This is a genomic window from Cryobacterium sp. AP23 (genome assembly GCF_054075385.1).
Genome location: NZ_CM133415.1, coordinates 1,488,658 through 1,506,384, shown reverse-complemented (window position 1 = coordinate 1,506,384; position 17,727 = coordinate 1,488,658). Strand labels below are relative to the sequence as shown.

Annotated in this window: 17 protein-coding genes; 8 read left to right on the top strand and 9 right to left on the bottom strand. The window is 69.4% G+C overall.

The annotated features are described in order from the left end of the window. Positions 1 to 7 precede the first annotated feature (7 nt). The gene (locus ACU5E9_RS07135) at positions 8 to 583 is read left to right on the top strand and encodes a hypothetical protein (protein ID WP_456812924.1); all 576 of its coding nucleotides are present in this window, start codon (positions 8 to 10) and stop codon (positions 581 to 583) included. Positions 584 to 760: 177 nt separating this feature from the next. On the opposite strand, the gene ACU5E9_RS07130 is transcribed toward ACU5E9_RS07135, so the two are convergent. Then, the gene (locus ACU5E9_RS07130) at positions 761 to 1,063 is read right to left on the bottom strand and encodes a hypothetical protein (protein WP_456812923.1); all 303 of its coding nucleotides are present in this window, start codon (positions 1,061 to 1,063) and stop codon (positions 761 to 763) included. Positions 1,064 to 1,237: 174 nt separating this feature from the next. Beyond that, positions 1,238 to 1,699, bottom strand: coding sequence for a DoxX family protein (locus tag ACU5E9_RS07125; protein ID WP_456812922.1), 462 nt, complete (start codon positions 1,697 to 1,699; stop codon positions 1,238 to 1,240). Positions 1,700 to 2,041: 342 nt separating this feature from the next. Between ACU5E9_RS07125 and ACU5E9_RS07120 the strand changes: the two genes are divergently transcribed. Beyond that, positions 2,042 to 3,505, top strand: coding sequence for an ADP-ribosylglycohydrolase family protein (locus tag ACU5E9_RS07120; RefSeq protein WP_456812921.1), 1,464 nt, complete (start codon positions 2,042 to 2,044; stop codon positions 3,503 to 3,505). Positions 3,506 to 3,536: 31 nt separating this feature from the next. On the opposite strand, the gene ACU5E9_RS07115 is transcribed toward ACU5E9_RS07120, so the two are convergent. Genes ACU5E9_RS07115 through ACU5E9_RS07105 form a run of 3 tightly spaced genes read right to left on the bottom strand, consistent with a single transcriptional unit; the run spans position 3,537 to position 5,694 of the window. Continuing rightward, positions 3,537 to 3,743 carry a hypothetical protein gene (locus ACU5E9_RS07115; RefSeq protein WP_456812920.1) on the bottom strand — a complete coding sequence of 69 codons (207 nt, stop codon included), beginning with the start codon at positions 3,741 to 3,743 and terminating at the stop codon, positions 3,537 to 3,539. Positions 3,744 to 3,786: 43 nt separating this feature from the next. Beyond that, a complete protein-coding gene (locus ACU5E9_RS07110) occupies positions 3,787 to 5,100 on the bottom strand; it encodes an MFS transporter (protein WP_456812919.1) in 1,314 nt (437 codons plus the stop codon). A 6-nt stretch (positions 5,101 to 5,106) separates the two neighbouring features. Continuing rightward, a complete protein-coding gene (locus ACU5E9_RS07105) occupies positions 5,107 to 5,694 on the bottom strand; it encodes a helix-turn-helix domain-containing protein (protein ID WP_456812918.1) in 588 nt (195 codons plus the stop codon). Positions 5,695 to 5,836: 142 nt separating this feature from the next. Between ACU5E9_RS07105 and ACU5E9_RS07100 the strand changes: the two genes are divergently transcribed. The 3 genes from ACU5E9_RS07100 (at position 5,837) to ACU5E9_RS07090 (ending at position 10,077) form a co-directional block, all read left to right on the top strand. Beyond that, complete coding sequence (locus ACU5E9_RS07100; RefSeq protein WP_456812917.1) at positions 5,837 to 6,943, top strand: magnesium and cobalt transport protein CorA; 1,107 nt, start codon at positions 5,837 to 5,839, stop codon at positions 6,941 to 6,943. Between the two features lie 322 nt (positions 6,944 to 7,265). Continuing rightward, complete coding sequence (locus ACU5E9_RS07095) at positions 7,266 to 9,368, top strand: hypothetical protein (protein WP_456812916.1); 2,103 nt, start codon at positions 7,266 to 7,268, stop codon at positions 9,366 to 9,368. 220 nt (positions 9,369 to 9,588) lie between these two features. Continuing rightward, positions 9,589 to 10,077: an NUDIX domain-containing protein gene (locus ACU5E9_RS07090; RefSeq protein WP_456812915.1), complete on the top strand. Its 489-nt coding sequence runs from the start codon at positions 9,589 to 9,591 to the stop codon at positions 10,075 to 10,077. On the opposite strand, the gene ACU5E9_RS07085 is transcribed toward ACU5E9_RS07090, so the two are convergent. Next, a complete protein-coding gene (locus tag ACU5E9_RS07085) occupies positions 10,045 to 10,506 on the bottom strand; it encodes a DUF1294 domain-containing protein (protein WP_456812914.1) in 462 nt (153 codons plus the stop codon). The two genes, ACU5E9_RS07090 and ACU5E9_RS07085, sit on opposite strands and share 33 nt — an antisense overlap. Positions 10,507 to 10,611: 105 nt before the next feature. On the opposite strand from ACU5E9_RS07085, the gene ACU5E9_RS07080 reads away from it, so the two are divergent. Both ACU5E9_RS07080 and ACU5E9_RS07075 read left to right on the top strand, forming a co-directional pair. After that, positions 10,612 to 12,789 carry an elongation factor G-like protein EF-G2 gene (locus ACU5E9_RS07080; RefSeq protein WP_456812913.1) on the top strand — a complete coding sequence of 726 codons (2,178 nt, stop codon included), beginning with the start codon at positions 10,612 to 10,614 and terminating at the stop codon, positions 12,787 to 12,789. A 59-nt stretch (positions 12,790 to 12,848) separates the two neighbouring features. Next, entirely contained in the window at positions 12,849 to 13,442 is a 594-nt protein-coding gene (locus ACU5E9_RS07075) for a dihydrofolate reductase family protein (RefSeq protein WP_456812912.1), read from the top strand. Here the strand turns inward: ACU5E9_RS07075 and ACU5E9_RS07070 are convergent. Beyond that, a complete protein-coding gene (locus tag ACU5E9_RS07070) occupies positions 13,439 to 14,080 on the bottom strand; it encodes a hypothetical protein (RefSeq protein WP_456812911.1) in 642 nt (213 codons plus the stop codon). The genes ACU5E9_RS07075 and ACU5E9_RS07070 overlap by 4 nt on opposite strands. A 153-nt stretch (positions 14,081 to 14,233) precedes the next feature. Continuing rightward, positions 14,234 to 15,652, bottom strand: coding sequence for an MFS transporter (locus tag ACU5E9_RS07065; RefSeq protein ID WP_456812910.1), 1,419 nt, complete (start codon positions 15,650 to 15,652; stop codon positions 14,234 to 14,236). A gap of 155 nt (positions 15,653 to 15,807) precedes the next feature. On the opposite strand from ACU5E9_RS07065, the gene ACU5E9_RS07060 reads away from it, so the two are divergent. Next, the gene (locus ACU5E9_RS07060) at positions 15,808 to 17,280 is read left to right on the top strand and encodes a peptide MFS transporter (protein ID WP_456812909.1); all 1,473 of its coding nucleotides are present in this window, start codon (positions 15,808 to 15,810) and stop codon (positions 17,278 to 17,280) included. Positions 17,281 to 17,288: 8 nt separating this feature from the next. Here the strand turns inward: ACU5E9_RS07060 and ACU5E9_RS07055 are convergent, their stop codons facing one another. Further along, complete coding sequence (locus ACU5E9_RS07055) at positions 17,289 to 17,696, bottom strand: hypothetical protein (protein WP_456812908.1); 408 nt, start codon at positions 17,694 to 17,696, stop codon at positions 17,289 to 17,291. Between the last annotated feature and the right edge of the window lie 31 nt (positions 17,697 to 17,727).

Below are 17,727 nucleotides of genomic sequence, written 5' to 3'. Positions count from 1 at the left end.
TGGGGTCATGATCATGATCGAAGCCCTCCCCGCGGCTGCCGACCTCGGTTTCGACATCGGCTCGCTGACCATCGCCGTCGGGGCGTTTCTCGGCGCGGCGCTGTCGGTAGCGGTCGCTGAGCTGATCAAGTCACGGTTCCTCGGCCGGCAGAAACGTGAATCGCTGCGCCTGGACAACCTGCGCAACGCCACCGTCGAGGTGACGTCGCAGGCCCGCCGGATGCTGCACCTGGTGGGCAGCAAGGGAGCCCCGGTCGACCTCGTCAAGCTGGAGGATGCCCACCAGGCCGTGCGGATCGGAGTGGACCAACTGCAGCTCGTCGGGGACGTCGGGGTGCAGGAAGCCGCGATGCTCATCCGGCATCACTCGTATTCGCTGCGGGAGCAGGGCGAGGGCCGGGCCGACAAGCACGAGGACTACACGTTGAACCGGTACAACCGGCTCGAGCAGGCGGTGGAAAACCTCTTGTCCGAGACCCGACGCGCACTGGCCGTCGGTGGCGCCGTGGCACCGAAACCGAACTATGCGCAGATGACCGCCCGGATCAACGCGGCTCGGGCGTCGGGCCAGCCGCGGGTCTGAGTCACGGCTGGCGGCTCCTGGCGGCCAACGAGGACGTGGCGATGATCGTCACGACCAGGCCGGTTCCGATCAGAACCCAGAATCCCGTCGTCCAGATCTGCGGCGACGTAGACCGCTACCGTGCCCCCGGTTCGGGGCACGGTAGCGGGCGGAACAAGAAGGTATCGCGGGTGGTGCCTAGCGGCGCTTGGCGATGAGGGTGGCGACCGTGGCGGCAACGGCGAACGCGATCGAGCCGAGCGCGATGACGCGGGCGGGGCTGCGCTTGAACGCGGCGGACACGTTCTCGTACGCGTCAACGGCGAGGTCGCGCGCTGCGGCGACGGCGGCCTCGGTGTTGCCGTCGAGGTCGCTGATCACGGTCTTGGCGTCTGCGACGGTGTCGCTGACGACGGTGCGCGCCTGATCGGCCAGCTCGCCGGCCTTGATGACGGTGTCCTCTACGAGGTCGTGGACTTGCTGTGCGGTCTTGTCAGACATGCGGTTCCTTTCACGGCGGATGAGGCGGCGAACCGGTGCGGCGGGCTCCCCATTGCGGAGGGACGTAGCACCGGTGCCACAGACGTGTCTCATCTATTAGTGGGTCACAACCGGTCATTCGTCACGAACATGCCCGTATGTGACGCCGATCAGTGCCCGGTGTGGGCGTCGATGTTACGCCGCGCGGCGGCGGGTCAGCGCGGCGTCGAGGGACAGCCGGCCGGCTCCGGCGAGGACCAGGGCGGCAGCGACGGCCGCGAGCACGAGGGTGAGTTCGTAGCCGCCCTCGGCGGCGAAGATGCCGAACGGCAGGTGCACCAGGACGATCGCGACGAGCATGTCGACGGCGAGGGCCGCGGCGACCACGCGGGTGGCCAGTCCGAGAACGATGAGCACGCCGCCGATCAGCTCGAGCAGACCCACCACCGGGCCCAGAACAGCCGCTAGCGGCACGCCCATGTCGGCGAACGAGCCGCTGGTGCCGGCGAACCCGTAGACGAAGACCTTCTGGGCACCGTGGGCGATGAAGACGGCCCCGACGGCGACGCGAAGAACGAGCAGGGCGAGGGACGGCGACGCGGGCCAGGCGCGGAGCTTCGAGCGGGTGGCGGGCTGGGTGGCGGTGGTGGTGGTCATGGTGGTTCCTTTCGAGAACAAAGATGGCCTCAAGCGGATGCGCGTGGGCGTCACATGGCGTCGCCAATAGACGCGCGTGCGCATCCGCAGAAGTTGTCGCAGGGCCTGATCGACCGATGCGGCGGACGAACCTTCGGGTAGTGGTCACGACGGTGCTCTCACGCACCGGGCCGCTTTACCCTCGGATCGCGATGCAATGGTTGCATCTACAACTAACGTAACCCGGGCCGCCGGCAACCGCAAACCGAGAGGTGCTGAGGGACATCCGGCCTGCAACGCATAGCTGTGGCGACGGAAGCGGCTACGGTCGAAGTTATCGGGTTTGACCACGAGGGGGCGCGCTTGACACTCACCACCGCACAGACCGACCGGGCCGCCGGTGTTCTCCTCGGTATGGCCTGCGGCGATGCTCTCGGCGCCGGCTACGAATTCGGCCCGCCGCTGCCGGAGGACACCGACGTCGCGATGAAGGGCGGCGGTCAGTTCGACTGGGCGCCCGGCGAGTGGACCGACGACACCTCCATGGCGGTGCCAATCGCCCGCGCCATCGCCGCCGGCCGCGACCTGGCCGACGACCGGGTGCTCGACGACATCGTGGCCGCGTGGGTCGACTGGGCCCGGACCGCGCCCGACGTGGGCATCCAGCTGCGGGCGGTGCTCGGCAGCGCCGTGCCCACCGCCGCGGGCGTGCGGGCGGCCGCGCAGGCGCACCACGACCGGAACGGCCGCAGCGCCGGCAACGGGTCGCTGATGCGCACCGCGCCGGTCGCGCTGGCGTACCTGGACGATCCCGCCGGGCTCGCAGCGGCGGCCCGGGCGATCAGCGACCTCACCCACGTGGAGGCCGACGCCGGGGACGCCTGCGTGTTGTGGTGCCTGGCGATCCGGCACGCGGTGCTGGAGGCGGAGCTGGACCTGCGGGTGGGCCTGGCCGCGTTGCCCGCGGAGCGGCGCGAGCGGTGGGCCGGCCTCATCGCCGCGGCCGAGCTGCATCCGCCGGCGTACTTCGACCAGAACGGCTGGGTGGTGCAGGCGCTGCAGGGCGCGTGGTCGGCGATCAGCCGGGCGCCGTCGACGGATGCGCGTCAGTTGCGGCTGGCGCTCGAGGGCGCGGTTCGGGGCGGCCGGGACACCGACACCGTGGCGGCGATCGCCGGCGGGTTGGTGGGCGCCCAGTGGGGTGCATCGGCGGTGCCCGCGGAGTGGCTGCGGATCGTGCACGGCTGGCCGGGGCTCAGCGGAGAAGATCTCGTCGCGTTAGGGATTGAGGGTGCTCTCGCGGGGTCACGTCACGCTCAGCACGGCGCTGGTCAAGCTCGACCGGTGCGCGGGAGCGTTCCCGAGGACCATCACGGCGTGGCTCCGGGCGGCCTGGAGGCGGCAATTGCCTTGGCGACAGCGGCTCACGCGGGTCAGGTGGACAAGCTGGGGGTCGCCTACATCGAGCATCCGCTCGGCGTGATGGCGAAGGTCGACGGCGCCGACGAGAAGATCGTGGCGGTGCTGCACGACGTGGTCGAAGACACCGAGGTGACGCTCGACGACCTGCGGGCGCAGGGTTTTGCGGAGCACATCGTGCGCGCGGTGGACGCCGTGACCAAGCGACCGGGCGAACCGCTCGCGGCGTCGATGGCCCGGGTGGCTGCCGACCCGCTGGCGATGACCGTGAAGTTCGCCGACCTGGCGCACAACGCGAACCCGGACCGGCAGGCCGAGCTGCCGCCGGAAACCCGCGAGCGGCTGATGGCCAAGTACCAGGAGTCGGCGCGGCTGTTGGGCACGACACTGGACGAGATCCTCGCCTGACCGGCGGGAGAGCCACGACGGCAACAGAGGCTCAGTGGTGCACGGCCTTGCTGATGTTCTTGGCGTTGCGCTTGGCCAGCTTCTGTAGGCGGGTGCGGTCCTTCTTGACCTCCGGGGCGTGCCACGCCGGCCGGGCGCTCTGATGAGCGGGCTCGTACCGACTCCGGCCGGCCTTGGTGCCGAGGGCGAAGATGACAAGGGCCAGTGCCGAGGCGAAAAGGGCGAGGATGGCGGTCATGATTCCCTGCTTTCTCGGTGGATGCCAGTGATACCGGCCAGTCTCATCCGCCGTGCCCGGGCGCACAATGCTCTGCGGCTGGCGGTTGGGCGGGAGCATGCTGTCGTTCCATCAGCCGCCACGAACCGCCCGTCAGCGGGCTCAGCGTGACGAGCGTGTAGACCACCGCAACGATGCCGAACGCGAATGCCAGCCCGATGGTATCGGCGGCGATCCCGCCGATCAGGGCGCCGAAAGGCACGCCTGCCCACGCGCCGGCATTGATCAGGCCGAAGACCCGGCCGCGCATGTGCTCGGGAACCCGCTCGAGTTCAACCGTGCCGAGGATCGGGTTGATCGCTCCGGCGGCCAGGCCCGACGCCGCGGTCATCGCCACGAGAATCGGCAGCGGTGCTCCGAGCGCGAACGCGGCGCTGGACGGACCTCCGGCCAGGGCGAAGCACACCGCAAACGTCACCCGGCGGGGCATCCGGTGCGCGACGAACCCGAAGGCGACGTTGCCGACCAGGGCGCATCCGCCCATCACGGCGACGAGCAGACCCAGTGCGGCCGCTCCGCCGAGGCGGTCATTGGCGTACAGCGGCATGAGGGTGGAGCCGCGTGCGGCGTCGAGCAGGTTGGTGATCAGGACGAGGCCGACAATGAGCCGCATCAGCGGATCGCGGACGACAAACCGGAAGCCCTCGGCCAGGTCGGCCCAGTAGGTGGTGCGGGGTGCGTCGGAGCGGTCCGGGGCGGCGGATGGGGCGGGAGCGGCGGTCACGAAGGCCCAGGTGAGCAGCGCCGAGAGTGCGAAGGTCGCGGCGTTGACGAAGAGTGCCGCCATCGGCCCGACCAAGGCGACGAGCAGTCCGGCGATCGAGGCGCCGATCAGCTTCGCGAACCGCTCCGAGCCGTCCAGCAGGCCCACGCTCTGTTCCAGCCGCACACCCGCCCGGGCGGTGAGGCCGGGCAGCATGACGCGGCGCGCGGTCTGGCCGGGGGTGTCGAGCAGCCCGCCGGCGAACACCAGCAGCAGGAGCGCCCAGAACGGCAGGCCGGCCGTCAGCGCCAGCACCGGAATGCTCAACACGGCCACGCCGCTGACGAGGTCGGCGACGATGGCCGCTCGGCGGTGCCCGACCCGGTCGACGACGACCCCGCCGAGCGCGCCGCCGATCACGATTGGCGCGGTGGCGAAGAACGCGGCGATGCCCACCTCCACGCCCGACCCGCCCAGGCCGAGGACGTAGAAGGGGATGGCGAAAGCGGTGACCACGTTGCCCGTCTGGGAGACGGCGTGCGCGGCCAGCAGCGCCGAGAGCGAGCCGGCGGCTCGGCGGTCGCGCGGGGGAGCATCCGTCATGCGTTTCGTCATGGCGGGTCAGGGTCGTCGATAGGCCTGGTAGACCAGCAACACGGGTTCGGCGCCGTCGGGGACGGCCGGGTCGTGGGCGGCGCTGGTGTCGAGCCAACGGTCGACGAGGGCCTCGAGCTCCGAACGCATGGTGCTCAGTTCGTCGACGGTGAGACGCAGGCTGCGGTCGCTGCTGGCCGCCGCGGCGACCCACTCACGCGGCAGGGCGGGGGTCGCGTCGATGTAGTCGGTGTAATGGGCGGCATAGGCCTGCGCGATCGACTTCTGCAGGCCCGCCGATGCCGCCAGTTTGTCGGGGTCGTCGAGGAGGTCCCCGGGTTCCCAGCTGGTGAGTGCGGATGTGGCCTGCCACCACCGCTCGCGCTGGTCGGTGCTTTGCGCCGCGGCCGGTTCGATCAAGGCGATCGATGCCAGTTTGCCGAGGTGGTAGCTGATCGTTCCGGGGGCTTCGTCGATGATGTCGCCCAGCTGCGCGGCGGTCTGCGGGCCGCGTTCGCGCAGCAGTCCCAGGAGGCGCAGGCGGGTGGGATGCGCGAGCACCCGCATCGAAGCGGCCGACGTGAGTGTTGTGCGTGGACTGTCGCGGGGGGTCATGCCACGACGCTATAAGAACAATGAACATTGCGCAATGGTCCTTGTGTATCTCCGTCGATCGCGCCGGCCATGCCGGCCCGGCGGCGATCGAACCGTAGTCTGGTGGGCGGTACCTCGTTCGATTCGAGGAAAAGAGGGCAACATGTCTCAACGACAGCACGACGGAGCAACGACGCAGCGGAGTCGACTCTTCCGCCGGCACAGCAGCGACCCGCTGGCGCGCGCATCCGCGACCACCCGACGCACCCGGTACATCATCGACGGCAAGCTCACCGTGGCGCCGGCCGACGCGACGATCGCCGACGCGCTCACCTTCGCGCAGGACGGCCCGGACCGGATCGCGCTCTGCCTGTTCCCCGCCCCCACCGCGGAGGACGTCGACGAGCTGGCGGAGGCGTGGGGCCTGCATCCGCTGCTCGTGGAAGACCTGCAGCACGCCGGCCAACGGCCCAAGCTCGAGCGCTACGGCGACGTGCTCTTCATGGTGGTGCGCTCGGCGCGGTACCTGGACGAGGCCGAAGACGTCGACTTCTCCGAGTTCCACGTGTTGGTGCGACCGCACGCGATCGCCGTTCTGTGCCAGGACGGGCGCTGGATCGACGGCTCCGACGAGGCGAACCTGCCCAACAACGCGACCGATGTGGCCGACCACACCCTGCTCAACGACGAGACCCTGCTGCGGCTCGGCCCCGAGGCCGTGATGTACCGGCTGCTCGATGCCATCGTCGACGGCTACACGCCGGTGCTGCGCGGGCTCGCGATCGACAAGGAGCAGATCGAACGCCAGGTCTTCAGCGGCGATGCCGCCGTCGCCGAACGGATCTACCGGCTGAGCCAAGAGGTCATCGACCTGCAGCACGCCACCTCGTCGCTGACCGACGTGATCGAGTCGCTGCGCAAGGGCTTCGACCGGTACGGCATCCCCGAACCGTTGCAGACCTACCTGCAGGATGTGGCCGACCACCTCACCCGCGCGGAGGCGCGGGTGCTCGAGCTGCGGGATGCGCTCTCGCAGATCCTCAACGTGAACGCGACGCTGGTGGCGCAACGGCAGAACGAAGACATGAAGAAGATCTCCGGTTGGGCCGCGATCCTGTTCGCGCCCACCCTGATCGCCGCCGTCTACGGCATGAACTTCGATGACATGCCCGAGCTGCACTGGGCGTTCGGCTACCCGATCGCGGTCGGCGGCATGATCACCTTCGCCCTCGTGCTGTACCTCACCTTTCGGCGCAAGAAATGGATGTGACGCCCTAGGCTCCGCACGCTAACCTCGCGCGCAGCATCCGCCCCCAGCTATGACTGGCCCATTTTTGCTAGTCGCTGGGGCCTCGGAACTAGCAGAAATGGGCCAGTCACGTGCGTGTGTTTTTCCCGCGCCGCGGGGGAGCTATGACTCGCCCAGTTTCGCTAGTTGGAGGTGCCCGTGAACTAGCGAAACTGGGCCAGTCACGGGTTGCAAGGTGAGGATTGCTCTTGACGGCGAGGAACTTAACCGGTTTAGTTGACGGATGACGTACAACGATGTTCGATCAGACTCCTGTCCACCCACTCACTCACGGGCCGGCCGCGTGGCCCTGGCCGCGACCCTGTCGGTCGCGCTGGTCGGCGTCGGCGCCCTGGGCGTCGCCCCCGCGTCGGCGCTCACCTCCGTCGCCAGCGCCCCGTCGGCGGTTCCGGCCGCCGAGGCATCTGCCCCGCTCACCAATCTCAGCCACCTCAACTTCCTCCTGGATGACGTGCCGCTGCCGGTGATCGCCGGGCACACCACCTATCAGGCGGCGGAGGACCCGTCGGTCGAAGCGCCGTGGACCTACGCCGACCAGAACGACGACGGCACCTACAACCGTGTCGGCGGCGGCGACCTCGACCCGGCCACCGGCTATTACGGCCAGGGCGCGTTCAACGCCGACGACACCGCCCGCGCCGCCGTGGTCTACCTGCGGCACTGGCAGCAGACCGGCGACGAGACCAGCCGGGAGCACGCCTTCCAGACCCTGCGCTCACTCACCTACCTGCAAACCACCGACGGCCCCAACGCCGGCAACGTGGTGCTCTGGCAGCAGTTCGACGGCACCCTGAACCCCAGCGCAGAACCGGTCGAGCTGCCCGACCCGAGCGACTCGGCGGAGTCCTACTGGCTCGCCCGCACGGTGTGGGCGCTCGGCGAGGGCTACGCCGCGTTCGCCGCCGACGACCCGGAGTTCGCCGCGTTCCTGCAGGAGCGGCTCGATCTCAGCCTGTCCGCCCTCAACCGGCAGTCGCTGGGCGAGTACGGCACCTATGACATCGCGGACGGCGATGAGGTGCCGGGTTGGCTGATTGCCGACGGTGCGGATGCGTCGGCCGAGGCCGTTCTCGGCCTCGCCGCCTACGTGCAGACCGGCGCCACCGGCCCGACCGCCGACACTGCCCGCACCGCGCTCAGTCAGCTGAGCGAGGGCATCGCGGCGATGTCCACGGTGGAGGGCGCCAGCGGAGACTGGCCGTTTGGCGCGATCATGCCGTGGACGCACTCGCCCAGCTTGTGGCACGCCTGGGGCGGGCTGGCCCCCTCGGCCGTGGCGACGGCATCCGAGGTGCTCGACGACCCGGACCTGCTCACCGCCGCGGTGCAGGACACCGCCCAGTTCACCCCGCAGCTGCTCGCCGCGGGCGGACCGGACAACGCCTGGTCGCCGACCCCCGGCGAGGCTCAGATCGCATACGGCGTCGACTCCCGGCTGCAGAGCCTGGTCGCGACCGCCGAGGCCGCCGACGCCCCCGGCCTGCTGAACATCGCGGCCATTACCGCCGGCTGGTACTTCGGTGCGAACCGCAGCGGCCTGCCCGCCTACAACCCCGCGACCGGAACCACGATCGACGGCATCGAACGGGACGGCCGGGTCAACACGAACTCGGGCGCCGAATCGACCATCCACGCGCTGCTGTCGATGCTCACCCTGGACGCCAACCCCGACCTCAAGGCCGCCGCGTTGGGCATCACCGCCACGGTGGCCACGCACGGACTCAGCGTGGTCGAGGCGGAGAGCGGCGTGCTCACCGGAGGCTCGGTCGTCACCCCGGCGTCGTCCTGGACCGGCGAAGCCAACCTGTCCGGTGGCGCCTACGTCGACCTGACCGCCGGCGGACGGGTGAGCATCACCGTTCCCACCGACGACCAGGCCCGCCGGGTGCACCCGATCGTGAACCAGGTCGTCGACCCGTCGGGGACGACGACGTGGACCGCCGGCACCGGCAAGCCGGGCAAGGGCAAGACCACCCCGCTCGGCAGCACCGCGAACGGCGGCGCGGGCGAGCAGGGCGTCACCGAGGCGCCCGGCCAGTTGCTGCCGCTCCCTCTGACGAACACCCTGCCGGGCAAGGCCACCCGGGTGGTCGGCACGACGGATGGCCCGGCGCAGATCGATGCGCTGCTGCTGCAGCCGCTGATCTCCACCGTCGCGGTGACCGGACCGGACGGCGACTCGACGCTGTACGTGAGCGCCGACGTGGCGGATGCAGAGCGCCGGATCGACGTGCCGCGCGGGCAGAAGCTCGTGCAGCAGGCGTTCGACGCGACGGGCCAGCCCGTCGCCACCTCCGGTAAGGGCAAGGGCGACTCGCGTAGCGGCAAGGTGTTCATCGCCGCCGGCGGGTTCACCCAGGTCTGGTTCGAGGCCAAGAAGAAGTAGCACCGCCGAACATCAGAAGGGCGATGACTGGCCCATTTTCGCTAGTGCAAGGCGACCCGGAACTAGCGAAAATGGGCCAGTCATGAATCGGGGGACGCGTGGAGTCGCTCAGGCGCGATCAGAGCGATGACTGGCCCGGATTCGCTAGTTGGGGGAGGTTGACGACTAGCGAAAACGGGCCAGTCTGGGGTGGGTGGTGAGAGCGGGTGAGGAGCGGCGGATGGTGGTGCAGAGCGCGGGCATCCTGCTGTACCGGCTGACGGATGCGGCGGAACCGCAGGTGTGGATCGCGCACATGGGTGGCCCGTTCTGGGCGCGCAAGGATGCCGCGGCCTGGTCGATCCCCAAGGGGGAGTACGAGCCGGGGGAGGACCCGTTCGCCGCGGCCCGGCGCGAGTTCGCGGAGGAGATCGGGGTGCCCGCGCCGGACGCGGAGTACACGCCGTTGGGGGAGTTCCGTCAGTCGTCCGGCAAGGTCGTGACGGTGTTTGCGGCGGAGGCGGAACTCACAGTGGAGCGGGTGGTGAGCAACACCTTCACCGTGGAGTGGCCGCCGCGGTCGGGCACACTGCAGGAGTTTCCCGAGATCGATGACGCCCGCTGGGTGGGGCTGGCCGAGGCGCGGGTGAAGCTGGTGCGCGGGCAGGTGCCGGTGCTCGACGCACTCGAAAACCTCCTAAGCGGGCAGGGCCGCCTCGACCAGGAGTGAGAAGACGGGCGTCGCGAAAAGCGCGAAAACGATGAGGTTCACCACCACGGTGACCCAGAAGGCCCGCCGGAAGCTGACCTTCTGCGTCTTGTGCCGCAGCATCTGCTGCGCGGCAATGGCGCCCGGCCAGCCGCCGACGATCCCGAGCAGGTGCAGGGTCCGCTCCGGCACGCGCCGGCGACCCGCGGCGGCCGCGGACTTGTCGACCGCGTACACGACGAAACACACAATGCTGGCGACGAGGTACAGGCCGGCGACCCAGAGCGGGATCGGCCACAGGGCGTCGGCAACGACGTAGCCGATCGCGAAAATGACCACCACGAGGTAGCTGGCGGCTCCGGACTTCCCGCGGGCAGGGCGGGCGCCAGTGGGCTTTCGCTGCCCCGCCGTTCGTGGCGTGGCGCGGGCGCGGTCTGTTCGGGAAGGCATCGTTCGATCGTATCGGCCGCCCACCCGGCCCTTGCCGAGCCGTGAGGTCTGGGGTCAAATCGGTTACAACGCTGCGGGAACAGACAACGACGTCGGGAGCTGCTCATGACGGTAAAAGGCACACAGGAATCGCCAAAAGCCGGCCGGGGCGGTGTCGACCTCCGCAAGGCGTCCTCCTCGCCGAGCACCCAGGCCACCCGCCCCGAGCAGATCCGCAACGTCGCCCTGGTCGGCCGGTCCGGCGCCGGCAAAACCCTGCTCGCGGAAGCGATGCTCGCGGCCACCGGGGTCATCACCCGGATGGGGTCGATCGTGGGCGGAAACACGGTGAGCGACGCGGACCCGTCCGAGATCCACCAGCAACGATCGGTGGCGCTGTCGGTGCTGCCGCTGGCGGTAGACGACGTGAAGGTGAACCTGCTCGACACCCCGGGCTACGCCGATTTCGTCGGCGACGTGCGCGCCGGGCTGCGGGCAGCGGATGCGGCGCTGTTCGTGGTCTCGGCCGTGGACGGCGTCGACGCGGCCACCACCGCCCTCTGGGCCGAATGCGAACACATCGGCATGCCGCGGGCGGTGGTGATCAACCGGATCGACCATCCGCGGGCCAGCTACGAGGCGGTGCTGGCAGCATGCCAGGAGAACTTCGGCGCGTCGGTGCTGCCGCTGTACGAGCCGATCCGCAGCAACGGGTCGATCACCGGGGTGCTCGGCCTGCTCTCCGGCACGGTCTCGGACTACAGCGCGGGCTCTCCGCACCCCGAACGACGACCGGCCAGCGCGGCCGAACGGGCCGAGTCGGAGGCGGCGCGGGCCACGCTGATCGAGGGGATCATCGCCGAGAGCGAGGACGAAACCCTGATGGAGCGCTACCTGGGCGGGGAGGAGATCGCCCTGGACACCCTCATCGCCGACCTGGAGATCGCGGTGGTGCGGGGCTCCTTCTATCCGGTGCTCGCGACATCCGCCGAGACCGGGGTGGGCATCACGGAGCTGTTGGAGATGCTGACCCGGGCGTTCCCCTCGCCGGTGGAGCGTGCCCTGCCGACGGTGACCGACCTGGACGGCACGCCGGCCAAACCGTTGACCTGTGACCCGGCCGGGCCGCTGGTGGGCGAGGTGGTGCGCACCACCATCGATTCGTTCCTCGGCCGGGTCTGCCTGGTGCGGGTGTTCTCCGGCACGCTGCGGGAGGACTCGATCGTGCATATCGGCGGGCACGGGCTCGCCGACCGGGGCCATCAGGACCACGACAGCGACGAACGGATCACCCACCTGCAAACCCCGCTCGGGTCGACCCTGCGGGCGGTGCAGTACTGCGTGGCCGGTGACATCTGCGCGCTCACCCGGCTGACTGATGCCGAGACCGGCGACACCGTGTCCGACAAGGACGCGCCCGTGCTCGTGGCGGCCTGGGAGATGCCGGAGCCGTTGATGCCGGTGGCGGTGCAGGGCGCCGCGCACGGCGACGAAGACGCGCTCGCCAAGAACCTGGCGAAGGTCGCCGCCGTCGACCCGACCCTGCGGGTGGAACGCAACCCGGAGACCCACCAGCTGGTGCTGTGGTGCATGGGCGAGGCGCACGCCGAGGTGGTGCTCGACCGGCTGCGCGGCCAGGGTGTGAAGCTGCAGACCGTGGACGTGATCACGCCGCTGCGCGAGACCTTCGCCCGGCCGGCCACCGCCCGGGGCCGGTACGTGAAGCAGTCCGGCGGGCACGGCCAGTACGCCATCTGCGACATCGAGGTCGACCCGCTCGAACGCGGCGCCGGGTTCGAGTTCGTGAACAAGGTCGTGGGCGGAGTGGTGCCCGGGCACTACATCCCGTCGGTGGAGAAGGGGGTGCGGGCGCAGCTGCAGCGGGGGGTTTCGGCCGGGTTCCCGGTGGTGGACATCCGGGTGACCCTCGTGGGCGGTAAGGCGCACAGCGTCGACTCGTCGGATGCGGCGTTCCAGGCCGCCGGGGCGTTGGCGTTGCGGGAGGCCGCGGCGACCACCCGCATCCAGTTGCTGGAACCGGTCTCGGCGGTGACGATCACCGTTCCCGACGCCTACGTGGGCCCGGTGATGACCGACCTGTCCACCCGGCGCGGCCACATGACCGGCACCACCTCGGTGGGGGATGAGCGCACGGAGATCAACGCCGAGATCCCGGATGCCGAGCTGCTGCGGTACGCGATCGAGCTCCGCGCGTTGACCGCCGGAAGCGGCGTCTTCCAGCGCAGCTACTTGCGCCACGAACCGGTGCCGTCCAATCTGGTGCCAGCGGCCGTGAACGTCTGATCGGCCTTCCGGGTGGCTTTCGGCGCCGGGGTGAGCCAACGAACGGGAGCGATCCACGCATGACGACAGTGACCTGCGACATCACGGTGTCCACAGACGGCTACGCGGCCGGCCCCAACCAGAGCCTGGAGAATCCGATGGGCGAGGGCGGGATGCGGCTGCACCGGTGGGCGATCGAGCAGCCCGGCGAGAACGCCGCCGAGCTCGCGGCGATCGTGGACGCGGGCGCCTTCATCATGGGCCGCAATATGTTCGGCCCCGGCCGGGGCGAGTGGGACCTCGAGTGGACCGGCTGGTGGGGCGAGGAACCGCCGTACCACGCACCGGTATTCGTGCTGACGCACTACCCGCGCGAACCGCTGGTGATGGAGGGCGGCACCACGTTCACCTTCGTCACCGACGGCATCGAGTCGGCGTTGGCGCAGGCGCGCGCCGCGGCGGGGGAGAGGTCCGTGGCGATCGCCGGCGGGGCATCCACGGTGCGGCAATACCTGCTCGCCGGGCTCGTCGACGAGCTGCGGTTGCACGTCGCCCCGATGGTGCAGGGCGCGGGCGAGGCGCTGCTGACGGGACTGGACGACGTGCGGCTGGAGCAGGTGAGCTCGGTGGAGAACGAGCTGGTCACCCACGTCACCTACCGGGTGCTGCACTAGTCGCGGTCGCCGCCGAAGGTGTCGAGGTAGACACCGGCACGCCGGTAGTCCCGTGCGAGCAGCGCGAACAGCACGATGAATGCGAGAACGACGACCAGTTCCACCCAGGCGATCAAGTCCCAGGGAGAGGACAATCCGACTCCAACCGCGATCAGAGTGCTGCACGCAAAGATCGGCAGTACCCCCAAGGTTGCGCTTCGGTTCTGGGCAGCGATGGCGAGCACCACGGACATCTTCTGTTCATCGTCGATGGGCGCTCCCGTTCGGATCTGTTTCTGTACCCATTTGCGTTCGCGGGCCCTCAGCGGGCTGGCTACCGCCCGCCACCGCGTGATGTACCGGTCGGTGCGAATCGCCCAGACGAACCCCACGACACCGATGAGGACGCCGGCGCCCTGGAACAGGTATCCCGCAATCACTCGGGGGCTCCAGCCCTCTACTTCCGCTTCAGAGGTGTCGAGTGGCGGAAGTACGGCAGTCAGCACGACCCCCAGAAGCAGGCTGCCCACGAAGAACACCGAGATCCACAGCAACACGATTCGCCGGCGCCTCGGCATCCGCTCGTCTATTCCGCCGGCGGCAATTTTCTGGGCAGCGGCCCAGCGCTGATCGGCCTCGGCATCCTGCGTCAGGCTCATTCGTCGTCCCCTTGCTCGCCCGCCGCGGTGCGACGGTGTGTGGGGAACATATGCCGATCAGGAGAAACATACGAGGGCGTTGAGGGCTGGCGGGGGCCACGGATGCGTAGCCCCCGGAACGCGCAAACCGGCGTGGGCGGGACCTATCTGGGCCTAGCGGGATGCGGCGGGGGAGCGCCGGGCGGCGACCTCGGCGCCGGCATGGGCCGACATCCGCCACGCCTCGACCGCCGGAATGAGCAGCAGCACCGCGAGCACCCCGAACGCCCAGCGGTAACCGAGCTCGCCCGCGGCCGGGTCGATCACCGCGGCGCCGGCGGTGGTGGCCCGCACGATAAGGGCGGCCACGGCGATGCCGAGGCCCACGGCCACCTGCTGCAGCGTTGACGCGAGGGTGTTGGCGCCCGAGGTGAGCGGCGCGGGCACGTCGGCGAACTGCACCGAGTTGTAACCGCTGAACCCGATCGACCGGAACACCCCGCTGGCGAAGAGGAGCACCGCGATCACGGCGAGGGGTGTGGTCGGCACGATGAAAGCGCACAGCACGAACACCACCGCGCCGCAGAGGTTGCTGCCCACGATCACGGTGCGGAAACCGAACCGGCGGATCAGCGGGCTCGTCGCCGGCTTGATCGCGACGTTGCCGAGGAACACCGCCATCACGAGCAGTCCGGCCTGGGAGGCACTCCAGCCGAACCCGGTCTGGAAGAGCAGCACGAACAGGAACGGGGCGGCGCCGATCAGCAACCGGTACACCCCGCCGCCGACGTTGCCCACCCGGAAGGTGGGGATCGCCAGCGCCGACAGGTCGAGCAGCGGATGCTTCGTGCGGCGGAGGCGCAGCACCGCGAGCACGCCCACCACGGCCGACAGCACCAGCAGCCCGCCGGCCAGCCACCAGTTGGTCGGGCTCACGCCGATCTGTTCCATGCCCAACACCAGCGCGGCGAGGGTCACACCCACGAGGGCGAAGCCGGCCCAGTCCAGCCGGTTCCGGTGCACCGGGTCGATCAGGGGCACGACCCGCAGGGCCAGCACGAAAGCGACGACACCGATCGGGATGTTGACCAGGAAGATCCACTGCCAACCCACCGTGTCGGCGATGACGCCGCCGAGCACGGGCGCGATCACCGGCGCCAGCAGGGCGGGCCAGGTGAGGTAGGCCATCGCATCGAGCAGGTCGCGCTTCTCCACCGCGCGCAACACGGCCAACCGGCCGACGGGCACCATCATCGCGCCGCCCACGCCTTGCAGCACCCGCATGGCGACGAGCATCGGCAGCGAGGTGCTCAGCGCGCAGAGGGCGGAGGCCACGGTGAAGATCACGATCGCCAGCGCGAAGATGCGCCGGGTGCCGAACCGGTCGGCCAGCCATCCGCTCACCGGAACCCCGACGGCGAGGGTGAGCAGGTACGCGGTCATGGCGATGTTGATGTCGACCGCGTTCACGCCCAGGTCGCGGGCCATCGCCGGCGCGGCGGTCTGGATGATCGTGCCGTCGAGGACCTCCATGAAGAAGGTGCCGGCGACGAGCAGGGCCAGGGGCCGGTTGAGGGTCGCCGATCGGGTCATGGTTTCATTCTGCCGTGGCGGAGAGGCCGCCCGCGGCGTGGCGCGTCAAACAGCGTTACGCGGGCCGCACGACCGGCCCGCGACCGGCCCCGACGGAGGACGAAGGTCCCGGCGGGATGCTGAATTCTGAGGGACCCAGGGGTATCGTCGAAACAATGACGACCACTACGGAGCCTGACTCAAGGACCCCACAGGACGACCACCGGTTCTTCGGTCAGCCTCGCGCGCTGGCCAGCATTTTCGGTGTGGAGATGTGGGAGCGCTTCTCGTTCTACGGGATGCAGGGCATCCTGCTGCTGTACTTGTACTACTCGGCGGAAGAGGGCGGCCTCGGCATCCCGCAGGCCACGGCGGCCGGTGTCGTCGGTGCGTACGGCGGAGCGGTGTACCTCTCCACCATCCTCGGGGCCTGGCTCGCCGACCGGCTGGCCGGCTCCGAACGGGTGCTGTTCGTCAGCGCGTTCATCATCATGATCGGGCACATCGCCCTGGCCCTGATCCCCGGCGTCGCCGGCGTCGTGGTCGGCCTGATCCTGATCGCGCTCGGCAGCGGTGGCCTCAAGGCCAACGCGACCTCCGTGGTCGGCACGCTGTACCGCAAGGAAGACCCCCGGCGTGATGCCGGCTTCTCGCTGTTCTACCTCGGCATCAACCTGGGCGCGTTCTTCGGCCCGATCCTCACGGGACTGCTCCAGTCGACCGTCGGCTTCCACTACGGCTTCGGCCTGGCCGCCGTGGGCATGGCGATCGGCCTGATCCAGTACTCCTTCGGCCGCAAGCGTCTGCCCGAGGTCGCCCGCCAGGTTCCGGACCCGCTGCCGCGCAACCGGTACCTGCCCTACGGGCTGATGGCTGCCGCGTTCATCGTGCTCATCGTGGTGCTGGTTCTCACCGGGGTCATCACGGCGACCAACCTGGTGACCATCGTGATCGGCGTGACGATCGTGGCATCCGTGTCGTACTTCATCGTGATCCTCAGCAACCGGCACATCTCCACGGTGGAACGCAAGCGCGTCTACGCGTTCATCCCTCTGTTCATTGCCAGCGTGGCGTTCTGGTCGCTGTACCAGCAGCAGTTCACCGTGGTGACGATCTACTCCGATACCCGGCTGGACCGCTCCCTCTTCGGCTGGGAGATGCCGGTGTCGTGGGTGCAGTCGATCAACCCGGTCTTCATCATCGTGCTGTCGGGTGTGTTCGCCGCGATCTGGACCAAGTGGGGCGCGAAACAACCGTCAACCCCGGTGAAGTTCGCGTTCGGAACCGCCATCATGGGCCTGGCGTTCCTGCTCTTCCTGCCGTTCGTCGGCGGAGCGGCCAACTCGACTCCGCTGCTGGCGATGGTCGGCATCCTGCTGGTCTTCACGGTCGCCGAGCTGCTGCTGTCGCCGGTGGGGCTGTCGGTCTCGACCAAACTCGCGCCCGAGCTGTTCAAGACCCAGATGGTCGCGTTGTTCTTCCTCTCGGTCGCGCTCGGTACCGCCATCTCGGGTCAGCTGGCTGAGTGGTACGCGACCGCCCCGGAGCAGTTGTACTTCGGCGTGCTCGGCGGCATCGCCATCGTGCTCGGCGGCATCCTGGCGCTGTTCACCCGGCCGATCCTGCGGCTGATGGGCGGGGTGCGCTAGCCGGGACGCTAGTCCCTGACGATTACGTTCGGGCTCACCCGCGTCCACCCGTCGCGGTTGGGCATGTCGTCATTGACAACCATGAGCTCGAAGTCCCCGATTTGCGAGGTCGTCATGTCGGAGCCACACGTACTCATCCATTCGGTCACATCCCGGTAGATGAGCACGCACACGGGGGTCTGGGGCTCGGTGCCCTCGGCCAGGTACACGCGCCGGCCGTCCACTTCGTCGATGAAGCGCACGGATGCCGCGTCCATGGTGTCGAAGGCGTACTCCGGCAGGTCGGCTGGCGGGGCGTCGTCCGCGGTTGCCTCGCGTTCCAGGTCGGAGTAGCCGGTGCCCGGGACACACCCTGTGAGCGTGCAGACCGCCACCATGACCGCGGCCACCTTCACCTGCGCGCGCCAGTTCCCCATGGTTTCCCCCCTCGGTTGCTGCCAACCTAGC

Coding starts and splice junctions, on each gene's coding strand:
- ACU5E9_RS07135 (WP_456812924.1), top strand. CDS start 8: ATGATCATGATCGAAGCCCTCCCCGCGGCTGCCGACCTCGGTTTCGAC.
- ACU5E9_RS07130 (WP_456812923.1), bottom strand. CDS start 1,063: ATGTCTGACAAGACCGCACAGCAAGTCCACGACCTCGTAGAGGACACC.
- ACU5E9_RS07125 (WP_456812922.1), bottom strand. CDS start 1,699: ATGACCACCACCACCGCCACCCAGCCCGCCACCCGCTCGAAGCTCCGC.
- ACU5E9_RS07115 (WP_456812920.1), bottom strand. CDS start 3,743: ATGACCGCCATCCTCGCCCTTTTCGCCTCGGCACTGGCCCTTGTCATC.
- ACU5E9_RS07110 (WP_456812919.1), bottom strand. CDS start 5,100: ATGACGAAACGCATGACGGATGCTCCCCCGCGCGACCGCCGAGCCGCC.
- ACU5E9_RS07105 (WP_456812918.1), bottom strand. CDS start 5,694: ATGACCCCCCGCGACAGTCCACGCACAACACTCACGTCGGCCGCTTCG.
- ACU5E9_RS07100 (WP_456812917.1), top strand. CDS start 5,837: ATGTCTCAACGACAGCACGACGGAGCAACGACGCAGCGGAGTCGACTC.
- ACU5E9_RS07090 (WP_456812915.1), top strand. CDS start 9,589: ATGGTGGTGCAGAGCGCGGGCATCCTGCTGTACCGGCTGACGGATGCG.
- ACU5E9_RS07085 (WP_456812914.1), bottom strand. CDS start 10,506: ATGCCTTCCCGAACAGACCGCGCCCGCGCCACGCCACGAACGGCGGGG.
- ACU5E9_RS07080 (WP_456812913.1), top strand. CDS start 10,612: ATGACGGTAAAAGGCACACAGGAATCGCCAAAAGCCGGCCGGGGCGGT.
- ACU5E9_RS07075 (WP_456812912.1), top strand. CDS start 12,849: ATGACGACAGTGACCTGCGACATCACGGTGTCCACAGACGGCTACGCG.
- ACU5E9_RS07070 (WP_456812911.1), bottom strand. CDS start 14,080: ATGAGCCTGACGCAGGATGCCGAGGCCGATCAGCGCTGGGCCGCTGCC.
- ACU5E9_RS07065 (WP_456812910.1), bottom strand. CDS start 15,652: ATGACCCGATCGGCGACCCTCAACCGGCCCCTGGCCCTGCTCGTCGCC.
- ACU5E9_RS07060 (WP_456812909.1), top strand. CDS start 15,808: ATGACGACCACTACGGAGCCTGACTCAAGGACCCCACAGGACGACCAC.
- ACU5E9_RS07055 (WP_456812908.1), bottom strand. CDS start 17,696: ATGGGGAACTGGCGCGCGCAGGTGAAGGTGGCCGCGGTCATGGTGGCG.